This is a genomic window from Pseudomonas sp. Pse1, from assembly GCF_024519635.1.
Classification (GTDB): Bacteria; Pseudomonadota; Gammaproteobacteria; order Pseudomonadales; family Pseudomonadaceae; genus Aquipseudomonas.
The window spans coordinates 211,623-225,927 of sequence record NZ_JALJRO010000002.1 but is presented as its reverse complement, the minus strand read 5'-3'; the positions used below and the strand labels follow the sequence as shown (position 1 = coordinate 225,927).

Annotated in this window: 16 protein-coding genes; 5 read left to right on the top strand and 11 right to left on the bottom strand. The window is 59.5% G+C overall.

Annotation, left to right across the window (positions count from 1 at the left end):
* Positions 1 to 8: 8 nt before the first annotated feature.
* From NR126_RS03755 to exbB, 4 genes are all read right to left on the bottom strand, one after another.
* Positions 9 to 932, bottom strand: coding sequence for a hydrogen peroxide-inducible genes activator (locus NR126_RS03755; protein ID WP_027616803.1), 924 nt, complete (start codon positions 930 to 932; stop codon positions 9 to 11).
* A 158-nt stretch (positions 933 to 1,090) separates the two neighbouring features.
* Positions 1,091 to 1,837 carry an energy transducer TonB gene (locus tag NR126_RS03750; protein WP_027616804.1) on the bottom strand — a complete coding sequence of 249 codons (747 nt, stop codon included), beginning with the start codon at positions 1,835 to 1,837 and terminating at the stop codon, positions 1,091 to 1,093.
* A complete protein-coding gene (exbD, locus tag NR126_RS03745; protein ID WP_027616805.1) occupies positions 1,834 to 2,262 on the bottom strand; it encodes a TonB system transport protein ExbD in 429 nt (142 codons plus the stop codon). The genes NR126_RS03750 and exbD overlap by 4 nt, the downstream gene beginning before the upstream one ends.
* Positions 2,263 to 2,268: 6 nt before the next feature.
* Positions 2,269 to 3,273 (bottom strand): tonB-system energizer ExbB, encoded by a 1,005-nt coding sequence (gene exbB, locus NR126_RS03740; protein WP_256829690.1) that lies wholly within the window; start codon positions 3,271 to 3,273, stop codon positions 2,269 to 2,271.
* A 188-nt stretch (positions 3,274 to 3,461) separates the two neighbouring features.
* Between exbB and NR126_RS03735 the strand changes: the two genes are divergently transcribed.
* Positions 3,462 to 4,322, top strand: a complete 861-nt coding sequence (locus tag NR126_RS03735) for an SDR family oxidoreductase (RefSeq protein ID WP_256829689.1) — start codon at positions 3,462 to 3,464, stop codon at positions 4,320 to 4,322.
* Positions 4,323 to 4,362: 40 nt separating this feature from the next.
* On the opposite strand, the gene NR126_RS03730 is transcribed toward NR126_RS03735, so the two are convergent.
* The 6 genes from NR126_RS03730 to NR126_RS03705 form a co-directional block, all read right to left on the bottom strand.
* Complete coding sequence (locus NR126_RS03730; RefSeq protein ID WP_027616808.1) at positions 4,363 to 5,103, bottom strand: hypothetical protein; 741 nt, start codon at positions 5,101 to 5,103, stop codon at positions 4,363 to 4,365.
* Between the two features lie 55 nt (positions 5,104 to 5,158).
* The gene (locus NR126_RS03725; protein ID WP_003229509.1) at positions 5,159 to 5,539 is read right to left on the bottom strand and encodes a RidA family protein; all 381 of its coding nucleotides are present in this window, start codon (positions 5,537 to 5,539) and stop codon (positions 5,159 to 5,161) included.
* 24 nt (positions 5,540 to 5,563) lie between these two features.
* The gene (gene spoT, locus NR126_RS03720; protein WP_027616809.1) at positions 5,564 to 7,669 is read right to left on the bottom strand and encodes a bifunctional GTP diphosphokinase/guanosine-3',5'-bis pyrophosphate 3'-pyrophosphohydrolase; all 2,106 of its coding nucleotides are present in this window, start codon (positions 7,667 to 7,669) and stop codon (positions 5,564 to 5,566) included.
* A 57-nt stretch (positions 7,670 to 7,726) separates the two neighbouring features.
* Positions 7,727 to 7,990, bottom strand: a complete 264-nt coding sequence (rpoZ, locus tag NR126_RS03715) for a DNA-directed RNA polymerase subunit omega (RefSeq protein WP_003177259.1) — start codon at positions 7,988 to 7,990, stop codon at positions 7,727 to 7,729.
* A gap of 168 nt (positions 7,991 to 8,158) precedes the next feature.
* Complete coding sequence (gmk, locus tag NR126_RS03710; RefSeq protein ID WP_027616810.1) at positions 8,159 to 8,779, bottom strand: guanylate kinase; 621 nt, start codon at positions 8,777 to 8,779, stop codon at positions 8,159 to 8,161.
* 12 nt (positions 8,780 to 8,791) lie between these two features.
* Positions 8,792 to 9,655, bottom strand: coding sequence for a YicC/YloC family endoribonuclease (locus NR126_RS03705; RefSeq protein WP_027616811.1), 864 nt, complete (start codon positions 9,653 to 9,655; stop codon positions 8,792 to 8,794).
* Positions 9,656 to 9,924: 269 nt separating this feature from the next.
* On the opposite strand from NR126_RS03705, the gene rph reads away from it, so the two are divergent.
* From rph to gltS, 3 genes are all read left to right on the top strand, one after another.
* Entirely contained in the window at positions 9,925 to 10,647 is a 723-nt protein-coding gene (gene rph, locus NR126_RS03700; RefSeq protein WP_027616812.1) for a ribonuclease PH, read from the top strand.
* A gap of 29 nt (positions 10,648 to 10,676) precedes the next feature.
* Positions 10,677 to 11,045 (top strand): DUF4870 domain-containing protein, encoded by a 369-nt coding sequence (locus NR126_RS03695; RefSeq protein ID WP_027616813.1) that lies wholly within the window; start codon positions 10,677 to 10,679, stop codon positions 11,043 to 11,045.
* 379 nt (positions 11,046 to 11,424) lie between these two features.
* Complete coding sequence (gene gltS / locus NR126_RS03690; protein WP_105753568.1) at positions 11,425 to 12,630, top strand: sodium/glutamate symporter; 1,206 nt, start codon at positions 11,425 to 11,427, stop codon at positions 12,628 to 12,630.
* Positions 12,631 to 12,734: 104 nt separating this feature from the next.
* Here gltS and NR126_RS03685 read toward each other — a convergent pair whose 3' ends face one another.
* Positions 12,735 to 13,514: an exodeoxyribonuclease III gene (locus tag NR126_RS03685; protein ID WP_003176915.1), complete on the bottom strand. Its 780-nt coding sequence runs from the start codon at positions 13,512 to 13,514 to the stop codon at positions 12,735 to 12,737.
* Between the two features lie 82 nt (positions 13,515 to 13,596).
* Here NR126_RS03685 and pyrE point away from each other — a divergent pair, with 82 nt between their 5' ends.
* Entirely contained in the window at positions 13,597 to 14,241 is a 645-nt protein-coding gene (gene pyrE, locus NR126_RS03680; RefSeq protein ID WP_027616815.1) for an orotate phosphoribosyltransferase, read from the top strand.
* The last annotated feature ends 64 nt before the right edge of the window (positions 14,242 to 14,305 follow it).

Sequence of the window (14,305 nt, the reverse complement as noted above, 5' to 3'; positions counted from 1 at the left end):
ATTGACGCTTAACCCGCAACTGTAGTCGGCTTGGCCACCGAGCACAGGCGAATCGAGTCAGCGAGGATTTCAATTGCCTTGGGCCGCGGAAAGCTGGCACGCCAGGCAATGGCCACGGTGCGAAATGGTACTGGCGGGGTCAGCGGACGCACTTCAATCACGCCCGGCGCGTAGTGGTGGCTGTCGACGGCCGAGAGCGGCAGGATCGAGATGCCCAGGCCGGAGGCGACCATGTGCCGGATGGTTTCCAGTGAGCTGGATTCGACCGTGGTGTGTTTGGCGCCGTCGTTACCCTTGGTCAGGGTCGGACAGGCTTCGAGCACCTGGTCGCGGAAACAGTGGCCTTCGCCGAGCAGCAAAAGGCTCTTGTCGTTGAGCAGGTTGGCGTCGATCGTGGCTTTCTTGGTCCAGGGGTGCTGAGCCGGCATTAGGACGTAGAACGGCTCGTCGTAGAGTTGCAGGGTCAGTACGTCGGCTTCGTTGAACGGCAGGGCGATGATGATCGCGTCCAGTTCGCCATTGCGCAGTTTGTCGCGCAGCACATGGGTAAAGTTTTCTTCGATGTACAACGGCATCTGCGGGGCGACCCGGTGCAGTTGTGGAATCAGATGCGGAAACAGGTACGGGCCGACGGTGTAGATCGCCCCGACTTTGAGCGGCGCGGTCAGCTGGTTCTTGCCCGCCTGGGCCAGTTCACGGATGCCCTGGGCTTGCTCCAGCACCTTTTGTGCCTGGGCGACGATGCCTTCGCCGACCGGGGTCAGGCGCACCGCGCTTTTACTGCGCTCGAAAATCAGCACACCGAGTTCGTCTTCAAGTTTTTTCACGCCCACCGACAGGGTCGGCTGACTGACGTGGCAGCGCTCGGCCGCGTGGCCGAAATGCTGTTCTTGGGCGAGAGTAACGATGTAGCGCAATTCTGTGAGGGTCATAGCGGGCGTCCATGAAGATGCGAGCCAAGCATACCGGCTGCAATCGATAGACGCACGTTATCAGACTGGGCTGGTTGAGTGACACTGGGCAATGCAGCTTTGTCGTTGCCAGAAATGCACAAGGCACCTTTCGGTGCCTTGTGACAAACCCCACCGGCTTAGCGGCGCTTTTTCTCCAGCGAATACACGAACGGCGCAACGATTTCGATCGAGCCGTTGGTCAGCATGTCGGCCGGAGGCTTGGGCAGCGGCTGGGCACGGCGGATCATTTCCAGGGTCGCGCGGTCCAGATCAGCATTGCCGGAACGTCCTACCAGCTCAAAGGACAATACCTTGCCTTCGGCATCTACCACGAAACGCAAGCGGTTCAAGCCCTCCTTGCCACGCGCCTGGGCGCCTGGCGGGTACTTCTTGTACTTCTGCAGGTGCGCCAGCAAGGTGCCTTGCCAGCTGGCCTTGGCCGCGTTCTGCGCAGCGGTCGGCCCCGGATTGGGCTGAGCCGATTTGACCGGCGGCGCATTGCTTGGCTGGGCTTCGGACGGCGGCGTATCGGAAGGTTTTTCCTTCGGCGTCTCGGGCTTTTTCTCAACCGGTTTTGGCGGTTGTGGTTTGGGCTTGGGTTTCGGCTTGGGCACCGAGATGGTCGGCTTGGGAGCCTCGGCCAGCTTGGGCAACGGCAGTTCCTCGACCGGAGCCGGGGGTTGGGGCGGCGTTACAACCTTGGGCGGAGCCGGTTGTGGTGGGGCCGGGACCGGCGCCAGTTCGACCAGCATCGCCATCGGCGGCAGCGTGACCGGGGGTGAGGACTTCCAATTGAGCGCGAGGATTACCGCGACCGCGTGGACGCCCAGCACCACCGCCAGGCTAGCGCTGTAACGCGTCAGCTTTTGGCGCGTCGTGATCATTTTTTGGCTGCCGTCTCGAGTCCGACCAGGCCGACTTTCAGGTAACCGGCTGCCCGCAGGGCATCCATTACGTGCATCAGGTCGCCGTAGTCCACGCCTTTATCGGCCTGGAAGAAGATGGTGGTGTCCTTCTTGCCCTGGGTGCGTGCATCCAGGGTCGCGCCGAGGCTCTCGGCCTTGACCTCGTCTTCGCCCAGGTACAGGCGTTGATCGGCCTTGACGCTGAGGAACACCGGTTTCTCCGGCCGCGGTGCCGGCTTGGCGGTCGAGGCGGGCAGGTCAACCTTGATGTCGACGGTGGCCAACGGGGCGGCCACCATGAAGATGATCAACAGCACCAGCATCACGTCGATGAACGGCGTGACGTTGATTTCGTGGTTCTCGGCGAGGTCGTCGCTCGCACCTTCCTTCAAATGCAGGCCCATGGTCGCTTACCCTACTTTAACCATGTGCGGTTGCGCGGAACGCTCGCTTGGCAGGTGATCGAGGTCACGGCTGACCAGCAGCAGGACTTCAGCCGAAGCGTCGGAAACCTGAGCCTTGTAGCCAGCGATGGAGCGTGCGAAAACGTTGTAGATGACCACAGCAGGGATCGCTGCGACCAGGCCCAGTGCGGTAGCCAGCAGGGCTTCAGCGATGCCGGGAGCAACGACGGCGAGGTTGGTGGTCTGGGTTTTGGCAATACCGATGAAGCTGTTCATGATGCCCCACACGGTACCGAACAGGCCGACAAACGGCGCGGTTGAACCGATGGTTGCCAGCACGCCAGTGCCGTTGCTCATGTTACGACCGCAGGCAGCGACCAGGCGCTCCAGACGGAAGCTGACGCGTTCCTTGATGCCTTCTTTTTCGCGGCTGTTGGCCGACAGGCGCATTTCTTCCAGTGCGTCATGGACCAGCAGGTTGGCCAGGGTGCCAGGCTTGGTTGCAGTGGCGCTGGCTTCCTTGAGGGTGGTGGCCTTCTTCAGGTGCGCGATCTCGGTACGCAGGCGGCGCTTGGCGGCCATCAGCTCGAAGCCTTTGGCAATCCAGATGGTCCAGGTGATGATCGAGGCAATTGCCAAGCCGATCATCACGATTTTCACGATGATGTCTGCGTTCTGGTACATGCCCCATGGCGACAGGTCGTGAGCCATGCCCAGGGTGTTGTCGGCTTCCAGCACTTCCGGCTGGTCGGCGTCGACGCCGTCAATGGTTTGGACCGGATCGGCAGACACCGGCGTCACGGCAGGCACGCCATGATCGGCACTGCCGTGGGCAGCGTCGGCCGCAGCCGGCGCGGTGGCAGCAGCGGGTGTAGCAGCCGTGGTTGTCTCGTCAGCAAAGGCAGCGGTTGGCGCCAGCAACAGGCTGAATAGCAGGGCGGCCGCAGCACTCAAAGCGCGAAGTGGACGAGCGGGCGTGGTAGGCGAAGCGGAGAGTGGATTGCGTGTCATGCTGGCCGGACCTGAGAGAAAAAGAGGGTTAATGTCCTTCCAGGCCTCGTGGGGCCGAGAACAAAGTGGCGGGCATTATTGCAATTAATTCTTGTTAACAGAAGTAATAGCGTCTCTTTTTTTCTTCCATTGCTAGCCGCTCGTCTATTGCTGGCGCTAGTCTGTGCCTTTGTTTGAGAGGATTTTCGATGTCAGCGCCTACTGTTTTGATCGCTGGTTGTGGCGATGTCGGCAGCCGTTTGGCCGAGCAAATGCTGGCAAAAGGCTGGCAGGTCTACGGTTTGCGCCGCAACGTCGCGCGCTTGCCCGCAGGGGTGATCGGCGTCGCTGGTGATTTGTTCAGCGAGGACTGTCCAGAAAACTGGCCCGTGGGTGCGGTGGATTACCTGGTGTATTGCGCTGCCGCCACCGATCACGATGAGGCCGGCTACCGTGCGGCTTATATTCAGGGCCTGCGCCATGTGCTGGGTTGGCTCGAGGATTACGGTCAGGTGCCGGAGCGCTTGTTGTTCGTCTCCAGCAGCAGCGTCTATGAGCAAAAGGATGGTTCATGGATCGATGAGAGTTCGCCAGCCCAGCCGTTGGCGTACTCCGGGCGCATCATGCGCGAGGCCGAGCAAGTGGCACTCGGCAGTGGGATTCCGGCCAGCGTGGTGCGTTTGACCGGTATTTATGGTCCGGGGCGCGAGTGGTTGCTGACTCAGGTGCGCAGAGGCTATCGGGTGGCGGTCGATCCGCCGTTGTATGGCAATCGTATTCATGCCGATGACGCTGCTGGCTTGCTGGCCTTTCTGCTTGAGGCCAATCAGCACGGGCGCAAGCTGGAAGATTGCTATATCGGTGTCGACGATGCGCCGGCCCCCCTGGCAGAGGTCGTGGCCTGGCTACGCGAGTATCTGGGCGTTACCGAATGGGCGGAAGATTCCAGCGTGCGTCGTACGGGCAGCAAGCGCTGCAGTAATGCGCGGATCAAGGCGTTGGGCTGGGAGCCCAGGTATCCGAGCTTCCGTGAGGGCTATGCGGCGATATTGGCAGATCGGCCTCAGTGAATGACAGGAGCGAGCACACTCGCTCCTGCTGCGGCGAGGATCACTGCTTTTCCAGTGTCCATTGACGATTGCCCGGGGCGAACGACGGTACTTCGTCGGCCTGCGCCCGGTTCACTGCCTGGAAGATCTCCAGGTCGTTACCCTTGCGGGTAAAGATCCACGGATTGCCCTGGCCGTTGAGTTGCAGCCAAATGGTGTCGTTGCCGCCGCTCATTGAGGCGCAGTCGCCTGCCAGGCACAGGGCGTAGCGATCGGCTCCAGGCAAGCCCTGGACGGCGCCATCAGCCTGGAACTGCACAGTGTTGCCCTGGCCCTGGCCGTCGACGATCTTCCAGCTGCCACCCAGGTACGCGGCGTACAGGGCGCGCTCGAAGCTGGCACCCAGCGGCGCGCCTTCCGGAACGACGTCTTTGGGGCGGTCAAACAGCTGCTCTGGCTCGTTGTCGTTGGCCACCTGTTGCAGTTGCTTGCCGTCACGTTTCAATTCGGTGCCGGAGCTGCCATAGATCTCGATCTTCCAGGCGCCGGATTGCTCGCCCAGGACCTTGCCTTCGACATTCTCAAAACCGTTGGTGTAGCGCGCCTGACTGGCCCTGGTATTGACGTCCCATTCCAGGTTCGGGCCGTTGGCTTGCAGTGCTTCACGCAGTGGAACGCCCTTGGCGGCCGCATCGATTGCCGCCTGGTTGATCCAGGTGCCGCTGATGTCGCGGTCTGCAGGGTCACTGGCACAGCCGCCCAGAAACACCGCAAGCAATGAGAGAGCTAGCGCTTTGCGCATGAGGAAATCCTTTGGGGGCGGAGCTGGCGCAACCGTGGAGGTTGCGCCGGGCGTGTTACTCGATGACCAGAATGGCGTCCATTTCTACCTGGGAGCCCTTCGGCAGGGCAGCCACACCGATGGCGGCGCGGGCAGGGTAAGGCTGGTCGAAGTACTTGCCCATGATCTCGTTGACCTTGGCGAAGTGGCTCAGGTCGGTGAGGAAGATGTTCAGTTTGACGATGTCCTTGAACGAGCCGCCAGCGGCTTCGGCAACGGCCTTGAGGTTCTCGAATACCTGAACGGTCTGGGCTTCAAAGCCTTCGACCAGTTCCATGGTTTTTGGATCGAGCGGGATCTGACCGGACATGTAGACGGTGTTGCCAGCCTTGATTGCCTGGGAGTAGGTGCCGATGGCAGCCGGGGCCTTGTCGCTGGTGATAACGGTCTTGGTCATATATGACTCCTTGTAATAAATGGCTTAGGCACGCATGCGGGTGATGCGGATCACCCCGGTCAGGGCGCGCAGTTTCTTGATCACGCGGGCCAGGTGTACGCGGTCGTGCACGCTGACCACCAGTTGAACCACGCTGATGCGACCATCGCGCTCGTCCATGCTGATTTTCTCGATATTGCCGTCGGCGGCGTTGACGCTGCTGGCCAGCAACGCGATCAAACCGCGCTGGTGCTCCAGCTCGACGCGCAACTCGACATTGAATTCGCCGGTGACATCCTTGGCCCACGAGAGCTGGATGCATTTTTCCGGGTTGTGGCGGATTTCGCTGATATTGCGGCAGTTGTCCAGGTGCACGACCATGCCTTTGCCTGCGGACAGGTGGCCGACAATCGGGTCGCCCGGGATCGGCGTGCAGCATTTGGCATAACTGAGCACCAGGCCTTCGGTGCCGCGGATCGCCAGCGGGCCCTCGGGGCTTGGCAGTTGTTCGCCTTCGCCAAGCAGGCGGCGCGCCACGACATAGGCCATGCGGTTGCCCAGGCCAATGTCCTCCAGCAGGTCTTCGATCAGCTCCAGGCGGTACTCGGCAAGCATCGCCTTGATGCGTTCGGCCGGGATTTGCTCCAGCGAACTGTCGAAACCGTTGAGAACCTTGTTCAGCAGGCGTTCGCCAAGGCTGATGGACTCGGAGCGGCGCTGCAGTTTCAGGGCATGGCGAATGTGTGTGCGGGCCTTGCCGGTGACCACAAAATTGAGCCAGGCCGGGTTCGGTCGTGCCCCGGGAGCGCTGACGATCTCGACGGTGGAACCACTCTGCAGCGGTTCGGACAACGGCGCGAGACGGCGATTGATCCGGCAGGCAATACAGCTATTGCCCACATCGGTGTGCACCGCGTAGGCGAAGTCGACCGCCGTGGAGCCTTTGGGCAGCTCCATGATCCGGCCTTTGGGCGTGAACACGTAGACCTCGTCCGGGAACAGGTCGATCTTCACGCTTTCGATGAATTCCAGCGAGTTGCCGGCACGCTGCTGCATTTCCAGCACGCCCTTGACCCACTGACGGGCGCGGGCGTGGGTGCCTTTTGGCTGCTCGTCGCCACTGGACTTGTACAGCCAGTGCGCGGCGATGCCATTGTTGGCCATCTCTTCCATTTCACGGGTGCGGATCTGGATTTCGATCGGTACGCCATGCATGCCGAAGAGCGTGGTGTGCAGCGACTGGTAGCCGTTGGCCTTGGGGATTGCGATGTAATCTTTGAAGCGTCCTGGCAAAGGCTTGTACAGGTTGTGCACGGCACCCAGCACGCGGTAGCAGGTGTCGACCTTGTCGACGATGATCCGGAACGCATACACGTCCATGATCTCGTTGAAGGCCCGACGCTTGCCGCGCATTTTCTTGTAGATGCCGTACAGGTGTTTCTGCCGACCGCTGACTTCGCCCTGGATGCCGTCGATCGCCAGGCAATGGCCCAGGGACTCTTCGATCTTGTTGACGATTTCTTTGCGGTTGCCCCGGGCGCGTTTGACCGCCTGATTGATCCGCGCGGAGCGCATCGGGTGCATGGCCTTGAAACCGAGGTCTTCGAATTCTATGCGGATGGCGTGCATGCCCAGCCGGTTGGCAATGGGGGCATAGATTTCCAGGGTTTCCTTGGCGATGCGTCGGCGCTTTTCACCGGACAGTACTTCCAGGGTGCGCATGTTGTGCAGGCGGTCGGCCAGCTTGACCAGGATCACGCGAATGTCGCGAGCCATGGCCATGGCCATTTTCTGGAAGTTTTCGGCCTGGGCTTCGGCCTTGGTCTCGAAGTTCATCTGGGTCAGTTTGCTGACCCCATCGACCAATTCGGCCACGGTTTCGCCGAACTGCGCTTGCAGCGCTTCCTTGGCGATCCCGGTGTCTTCGATCACGTCATGCAGCATCGCGGCCATCAGGCTCTGATGGTCCATGTGCATGTCGGCAAGAATATTGGCCACGGCAAGAGGATGCGTGACGTACGCCTCGCCGCTACGGCGGCGTTGGCCGTCGTGGGCTTGTTCGGCGTAGAAGTACGCTCGGCGGACCAGATTGACCTGGTCATTGCCGAGGTAGGTCGATAAGCGATCGGCGAGGGCGTCTATGCTGGGCATGATGTCTCCTGCCACAAGCTGTGATCCCGCGCCGTGCTACGTCGACCAGGCATAGGCTTAGACGGCCTCGTTGGACTCGTCCTCGAACGCTGCGAACAGCGGTTCGTCTTCGACGATTTCAGCATTGGCGATGAACTCGTAGCTCATCAGGCCTTCGGCGATTTCGCGCAAGGCGACTACGGTAGGCTTGTCGTTTTCCCACTGGACCAGTGGCTCTTTGCCGCCGGTGGCCAGTTGACGGGCACGCTTGGTAGAGAGCATGACCAGCTCAAAGCGGTTTTCCACGTGTTCTAGGCAGTCTTCAACGGTTACGCGGGCCATGGTATTCCTCGGAGCGAATGCAATATGCGCGCTGCCCGGTTGGGCGAGCGGACTCAACAGTTTAAAAAATCACCAGCGATTAGGGAAGCGCTGATTTTTTAACCAAGCCCTTCAACGCGCTGCAAGTACCAATGTAAAGCCCTTGCAGCTGTTTTGGGAAGTGCTGTTTCAACCCAGCAGTTCGGCCAATAATTTGCCGTGACGCTGCTGCTGGCGTTTTTGATGCAACTGATTGGCGCGGAAAATCGCTTTCAGGTCGTGCAGGGCGTGGGCAAAGTCGTCGTTGATGATCAGGTAGTCGTAGTCGACGTAGTGGCTCATCTCGCTGACCGCTTCGCGCATGCGGCCATCGATGATCTCGTCGCTGTCCTGGCCGCGGTTGGTCAGGCGCTGGTGCAAGGCCTGCAGTGACGGCGGCAAAATGAAGATCGAGCGGGCCTGGGGCATTAGTTTGCGCACCTGTTCGGCGCCCTGCCAGTCGATTTCCAGGATTAGGTCGTGGCCTTCATCCAGCGTCTGCTGCAGGTGGCTTTGCGACGTGCCGTAGAGATTGCCGAACACTTCGGCGCGCTCGAGAAAGTCGCCATGCTCGATCATCTTGACGAACTCGCTGCGCTCGACGAAGTGATAGTTCACGCCGTTCACTTCACCGGGGCGCATGGCGCGGGTGGTGTGGGAAACGGAAACGCGAATCTCCTGGTCGGCGTCGGTCAGGGCCTTGACCAGACTGCTTTTGCCCGCGCCCGAAGGTGCGGAAATGATGTACAGGGTGCCGGTGCTGTGGGTCATGTCGGGGTAGCCTTACTCTATGTTCTGCACTTGTTCGCGCATTTGCTCAATCAACACTTTGAGGTTGACTGCCGCCTGGGTGCTGCGCGGGTCGAAGGCCTTGGAGCCCAGGGTGTTGGCTTCGCGGTTGAGTTCCTGCATCAGGAAATCCAGGCGTCGGCCGGCGGCGCCACCGGACTTGAGTACGCGGCGGACTTCAATGATATGGGTACTCAGGCGGTCCAGTTCTTCGGCGACGTCGCTCTTTTGCGCGAGCATCACCATTTCCTGCTCGAGACGCTGCGGATCGAGCTCGGCCTGCATGTCGGCAAAGCGGTCGAGGACTTTCTGGCGCTGGGTGGCGAGCATTTGTGGCACCAGTTCCCGCAGGGTCACGACGTCTTGTTCAATCGAGGTCAGGCGCTCGTTGATCAGGCGTGCCAGTTCCGCACCTTCGCGCTCACGGCCGGCCTTGAGTTCTTTCAGGCCCTGGTTGAACAGCGCCAGCGCCTCGGCATTCAAGGCTTGCGGGTCAGTCGCATCGCCCACCAGAACGCCAGGCCACGCCAGCACCTCCAGCGGGTTGAGGGCGGCGGGATTGGTGATCAGGCTGGCGACCGTCTCGGCGGCGGCAATCAGTTGCGCAGCGCGTGCCTGGTCAATCTGCAGCGTCTTGCCGGTGCTTTCTTCGGTAAAGCGCAGTGTGCACTCCAGCTTGCCGCGCGACAGGCCCTGGCGCAGCGCCTCGCGCACATTGCCTTCGAGGTCGCGGAATGACTCCGGCAGGCGCAGGTGCGGCTCGAGGTAGCGGCTGTTGACCGAGCGCAGCTCCCAGCTCAGGGTGCCCTGGCTGCCGGCTTTTTCGACGCGGGCGAAGGCGGTCATGCTGTGCACCATGGAGGTACCTCGCGATACAGGTCGGCGCCAAACCATGAGGTTCGACGCTCCTGATTGAATGAATTAAAGCCCACAGGCTGTAAAGGCGCAGGATTGTAGCGCAGTGCAGTGGATGCTCCCAAACCGGACGCGTGTCAAAGCCCGACAGTGCGTTGCGGCATGCGTTGTAGAGCCTTCGCTCGTCGCCGGTTTTTTTTAGAAGTGCCCAGGCGGGCGCGGGCGACCTATAATGCCCGGTAGTTTTCCGTCCTCTGTACAGGTGTTCCTCTATGAAACGTCCAAGTGGTCGCGTTGCCGATCAGCTCCGCTCGATCCGCATCACCCGCAACTACACCAAACACGCCGAGGGATCTGTACTGGTCGAGTTCGGTGACACCAAGGTGATCTGCACCGTCAGCGTCGAGAACGGCGTGCCGCGTTTCCTCAAGGGCCAGGGCCAAGGGTGGTTGACCGCTGAGTACGGCATGCTGCCGCGCGCCACCGGCGAGCGTAACCAGCGTGAAGCGAGCCGCGGCAAGCAAGGCGGTCGCACCCTGGAAATCCAGCGCCTGATCGGCCGCTCCCTGCGCGCCGCGCTGGACATGTCCAAACTGGGCGATGTGACCCTGTACGTCGATTGCGATGTCATCCAAGCTGACGGCGGTACCCGTACTGCCTCGATCACCGGCGCCATGGTGGCCCTGGTCGATGCACTGAAAGTGATCAAGAAGCGCGGCGGCCTGAAGGGCGGCGATCCACTCAAGCAAATGATTGCCGCGGTTTCGGTCGGCATGTACCAGGGCGAGCCGGTATTGGACCTCGACTACCTCGAAGACTCCGCTGCCGAGACCGACCTGAACGTGGTGATGACCAGCACTGGTGGCTTCATCGAAGTCCAGGGCACTGCCGAAGGCGCGCCGTTCCAGCCGGAAGAGCTGACCGCGATGCTCGAGTTGGCGAAGAAAGGCATGGGCGAAATCTTCGCCCTGCAACAAGCCGCGCTGGCGGACTGATAGATCCCGTTGCCGGCAAGGAGAGCGTCATGAGTGATGAGCAACTTCCACTGCCCGTGCCGAGCCGTCAGGTTCGCCAGTGGGCGATGTTCTGCCATCTCTCGGCCTTGCTGGGGATCTGGGTACCCTTTGGTTCTCTGATCGGGCCGCTGATTCTGTGGCAGATGAAGCGGGAAACTGACCCATTCATCGACGATCAGGGCAAAGAGGCACTGAATTTCCAGATCAGCGTGGCCATCGCTTCGGCCATCTGCCTGCTGTTGATGGTAGTGGTAATCGGCTTTTTCCTGTTCGGCCTAGTGGCCATCGGTGCGTTAGTACTGACGATCATTGCCGGGGTGAAAGCCAATGAAGGGGTGCCTTATCGGTATCCGTTCACCTGGCGGTTGATCAAGTAAGCCAGGGCGCTGCCGCTGAAGGAAGCGCGGTCCACTGCAGATAAAGAAAATGCCCCGACCTGTCGGGGCATTTGTTTTTCTGCGGTTGGGTTCTTCTGTCATATTGCTCGATGGTGGCCAGGTAAATAAAACTCATTCCAATAAATGGCTGATATATCAAATATCCAGTTACAAGCTGCAATGCCTTGTAAGCTTGGCAATTGGATTTGACGATTGATAAAGTTGCGCCACGTAATATTCGCTCAGAAATATTTCGATATATTCGGGCCATTGACGGTCGTTGAATTAAAAGCTAGCCGGTGTTGAGACGAATCAACCTGTTCAAGAGGCGTGTCCAGGTAAACAGTTCGCCTCTGGATATATGATAAAGAACTTACAAATGCTTCAGCTCGATTTTTATGGGACGCTTGTCGCCGCTTCTTTAGTGCTGTTATTAGGGCGTGGTCTCGTTGCCCGTTTCGGATTTCTGCGCACTTACAATATTCCTGAACCTGTAGCAGGCGGACTGGTAGTTGCTCTATTTCTTTTGATCTTGCGTGTACTGGATATCGAAGTTCGATTTGATACTTCGCTGCAAACGCCGTTGATGCTGGCGTTTTTTGCCACCATTGGCTTGAGTGCCGACTTCGCGAGTTTGAAGAAAGGTGGCCGGGTGGTGGGGATCTTCCTGCTGGCGGTTACCGGGCTTCTGGTTGTACAAAATGCCATGGGTATCGGACTTGCCAAGGCGCTGGGGCTCGATCCGTTGATGGGCCTGCTGACAGGCTCTATTACATTGGCAGGCGGCCATGGTACCGGCGCTGCGTGGGGGGCGACCTTCAGTGAAAAGTACGGCCTGGCCTCCGCCTCTGAACTGGCGATGGCATCCGCGACCTTTGGCTTGGTGCTGGGCGGCTTGATTGGTGGTCCTGTTGCGCGCCTGCTCATTGGTCGCGTCAAAACTCCGGGTCTAGACCATGGAAAGCCGCAGTGTCCAAAAGGCTTTGAGCAGCCAAACAAGGAGCGTGCAATTACGCCATTTTCGTTTATCGAAACCCTGGCTCTGATTGCGGTCAGTCTTTTGGCGGGTACTCTGCTCAATGGCCTGCTGCTGGGAACTGCGTTTGAGTTACCGACCTTTGTGTGTGTTTTGTTTGTCGGCGTGCTTTTAAGAAACGGACTTTCAGCGCTTGGCATGTATCAGGTATTTGAGCGTGAAGTTTCTGTGCTGGGAAATGTCAGTTTGTCGCTGTTCCTGGCGATTGCACTTATGTCACTTAAACTGTGGGACCTGGCTGCATTGGCATTGCCGATATTTATCATTCTGGCTGTGCAAACGCTGGTCATGGCACTGTTCGCCATTTTTGTGACGTTCAGGATCATGGGCAGTAATTATGATGCGGCGGTATTGTCGGCAGGGCATTGCGGTTTCGGTCTGGGTGCCACGCCAACGGCCATCGCTAACATGCAAGCGGTAACGCAACGTTACGGCCCTTCGCAGATAGCGTTCCTGGTGGTGCCAATGGTCGGCGCTTTCTTCATCGACATTGTCAATGTCATCGTGATCAAGTTGTATCTGGCGTTGCCGTTTTTTACCGCAGCTTGAAGTGTGGCGCGCGGGAAACACTTGGGTAAAGCGCAAAAAAATGCCCGTATCCTGCGATACGGGCATTTTCGTGATCGTCTTTTAGACCGTCAGTGATCGGCTGCTTAGATCGTCAGCGTCCAGTCATAGTCCACGATCAACGGCGCGTGTTGCGAGAACCGCGGTTGACGTGGCAGGCGTGCGCTGCGCACAAAGCGACGCAGGCCCGGGGTCAGCAACTGATAGTCGAAACGCCAGCCCAGATTGAGCATCTCAGCCTGTTCGTTGTCCGGCCACCAGCTGTACTGATCGCCTTCACGGCTGACTTCGCGCAGGGCGTCGACGTAACCCATGTTACCGACAATCTCGTCCATCCAGGCACGCTCAGGCGCCAGGAAGCCCGGGGATTGCTGGCTGTCTCGCCAGTTCTTGATATCCAGCTTCTGTTGCGCCACGTACAGCGAGCCACAGTAGATGTACTCGCGCCGCTTGCGCCGCTGTTTATCGAGATAACGGGCGAAATCGTCCATTAGCTTGAACTTCTGGTTCAAGTCTTCATCGCCGTTCTGCCCCGAAGGGAGCAGCAAGGTCGCGATGCTGACCTTGTCGAAATCGGCTTGCAGGTAGCGCCCGTAGCGGTCTGCCGTCTCGAAACCGAGACCGCTGATGACCGCCTTCGGTTGCAGCCGCGAATACAAAGCCACACCGCCTTGGGCGGGAACTTCGGCATCGCAGGCATAAAGGAAGTAGCCGTCCAGTTGGAAGGCTGGATCGTCCAGTTCAAAGGCGGAGGCGCGGGTGTCCTGCAAGCAGATGACGTCGGCATTCTGGGCTTGCAGCCAACTGAGCAAACCGCGCTCGACTGCCGCCTGAATACCATTGACGTTCACACTGATGATCCGCATAAATGGCCCCAAAAATCGCGTGCGTGTATGATACACGGCGTCAAGCTAATTAGCTAAATCCGTGGTATTTGGGGTTTTTTGCATGCAAGCGTATCAACGCGATTTCATTCGTTTTGCCATCGATCGCGGCGTTTTGCGCTTCGGTGAGTTCACCCTGAAGTCCGGGCGTACCAGTCCTTACTTCTTCAATGCTGGCCTGTTCAACTCGGGTTCGGCGCTGGCGCAGCTGGGGCGTTTCTACGCCGCGGCCATCGCCGAGAGCGGTATTTCCTTTGATGTTCTGTTTGGCCCGGCCTACAAGGGCATTCCTTTGGCGGCCACCACTGCGGTGGCGCTGGCCGAGCATCACGATCGTGATCTGCCTTGGTGCTTCAACCGCAAGGAAGCCAAGGCCCACGGCGAGGGCGGCAGCCTGGTGGGCGCGCCGTTGACCGGTGAAGTGTTGATCATCGACGACGTGATCACGGCGGGCACGGCAATCCGTGAAGTGATGCAGATCATTGCTTCCCAGGACGGTGCCAAGGCCGCCGGCGTGTTGATTGCGCTGAACCGCCAGGAGCGCGGCAATGGTGAATTGTCGGCGATCCAGGAAGTGGAGCGCGATTTCGGGATTCCGGTGATCAGCATCGTTTCGCTGAACCAGGTGCTGGAATTCCTTGCAGACGATCCGCAGCTCAAGCAGCATCTGCCAGCCGTGGAAGCGTACCGCGCACAGTTCGGCGTTTGACCATAAATCTGTGTGGGGGCGGGCAAGCCCGCTCCCACAGGTTGTTCGCTGAATAAAAAAGACC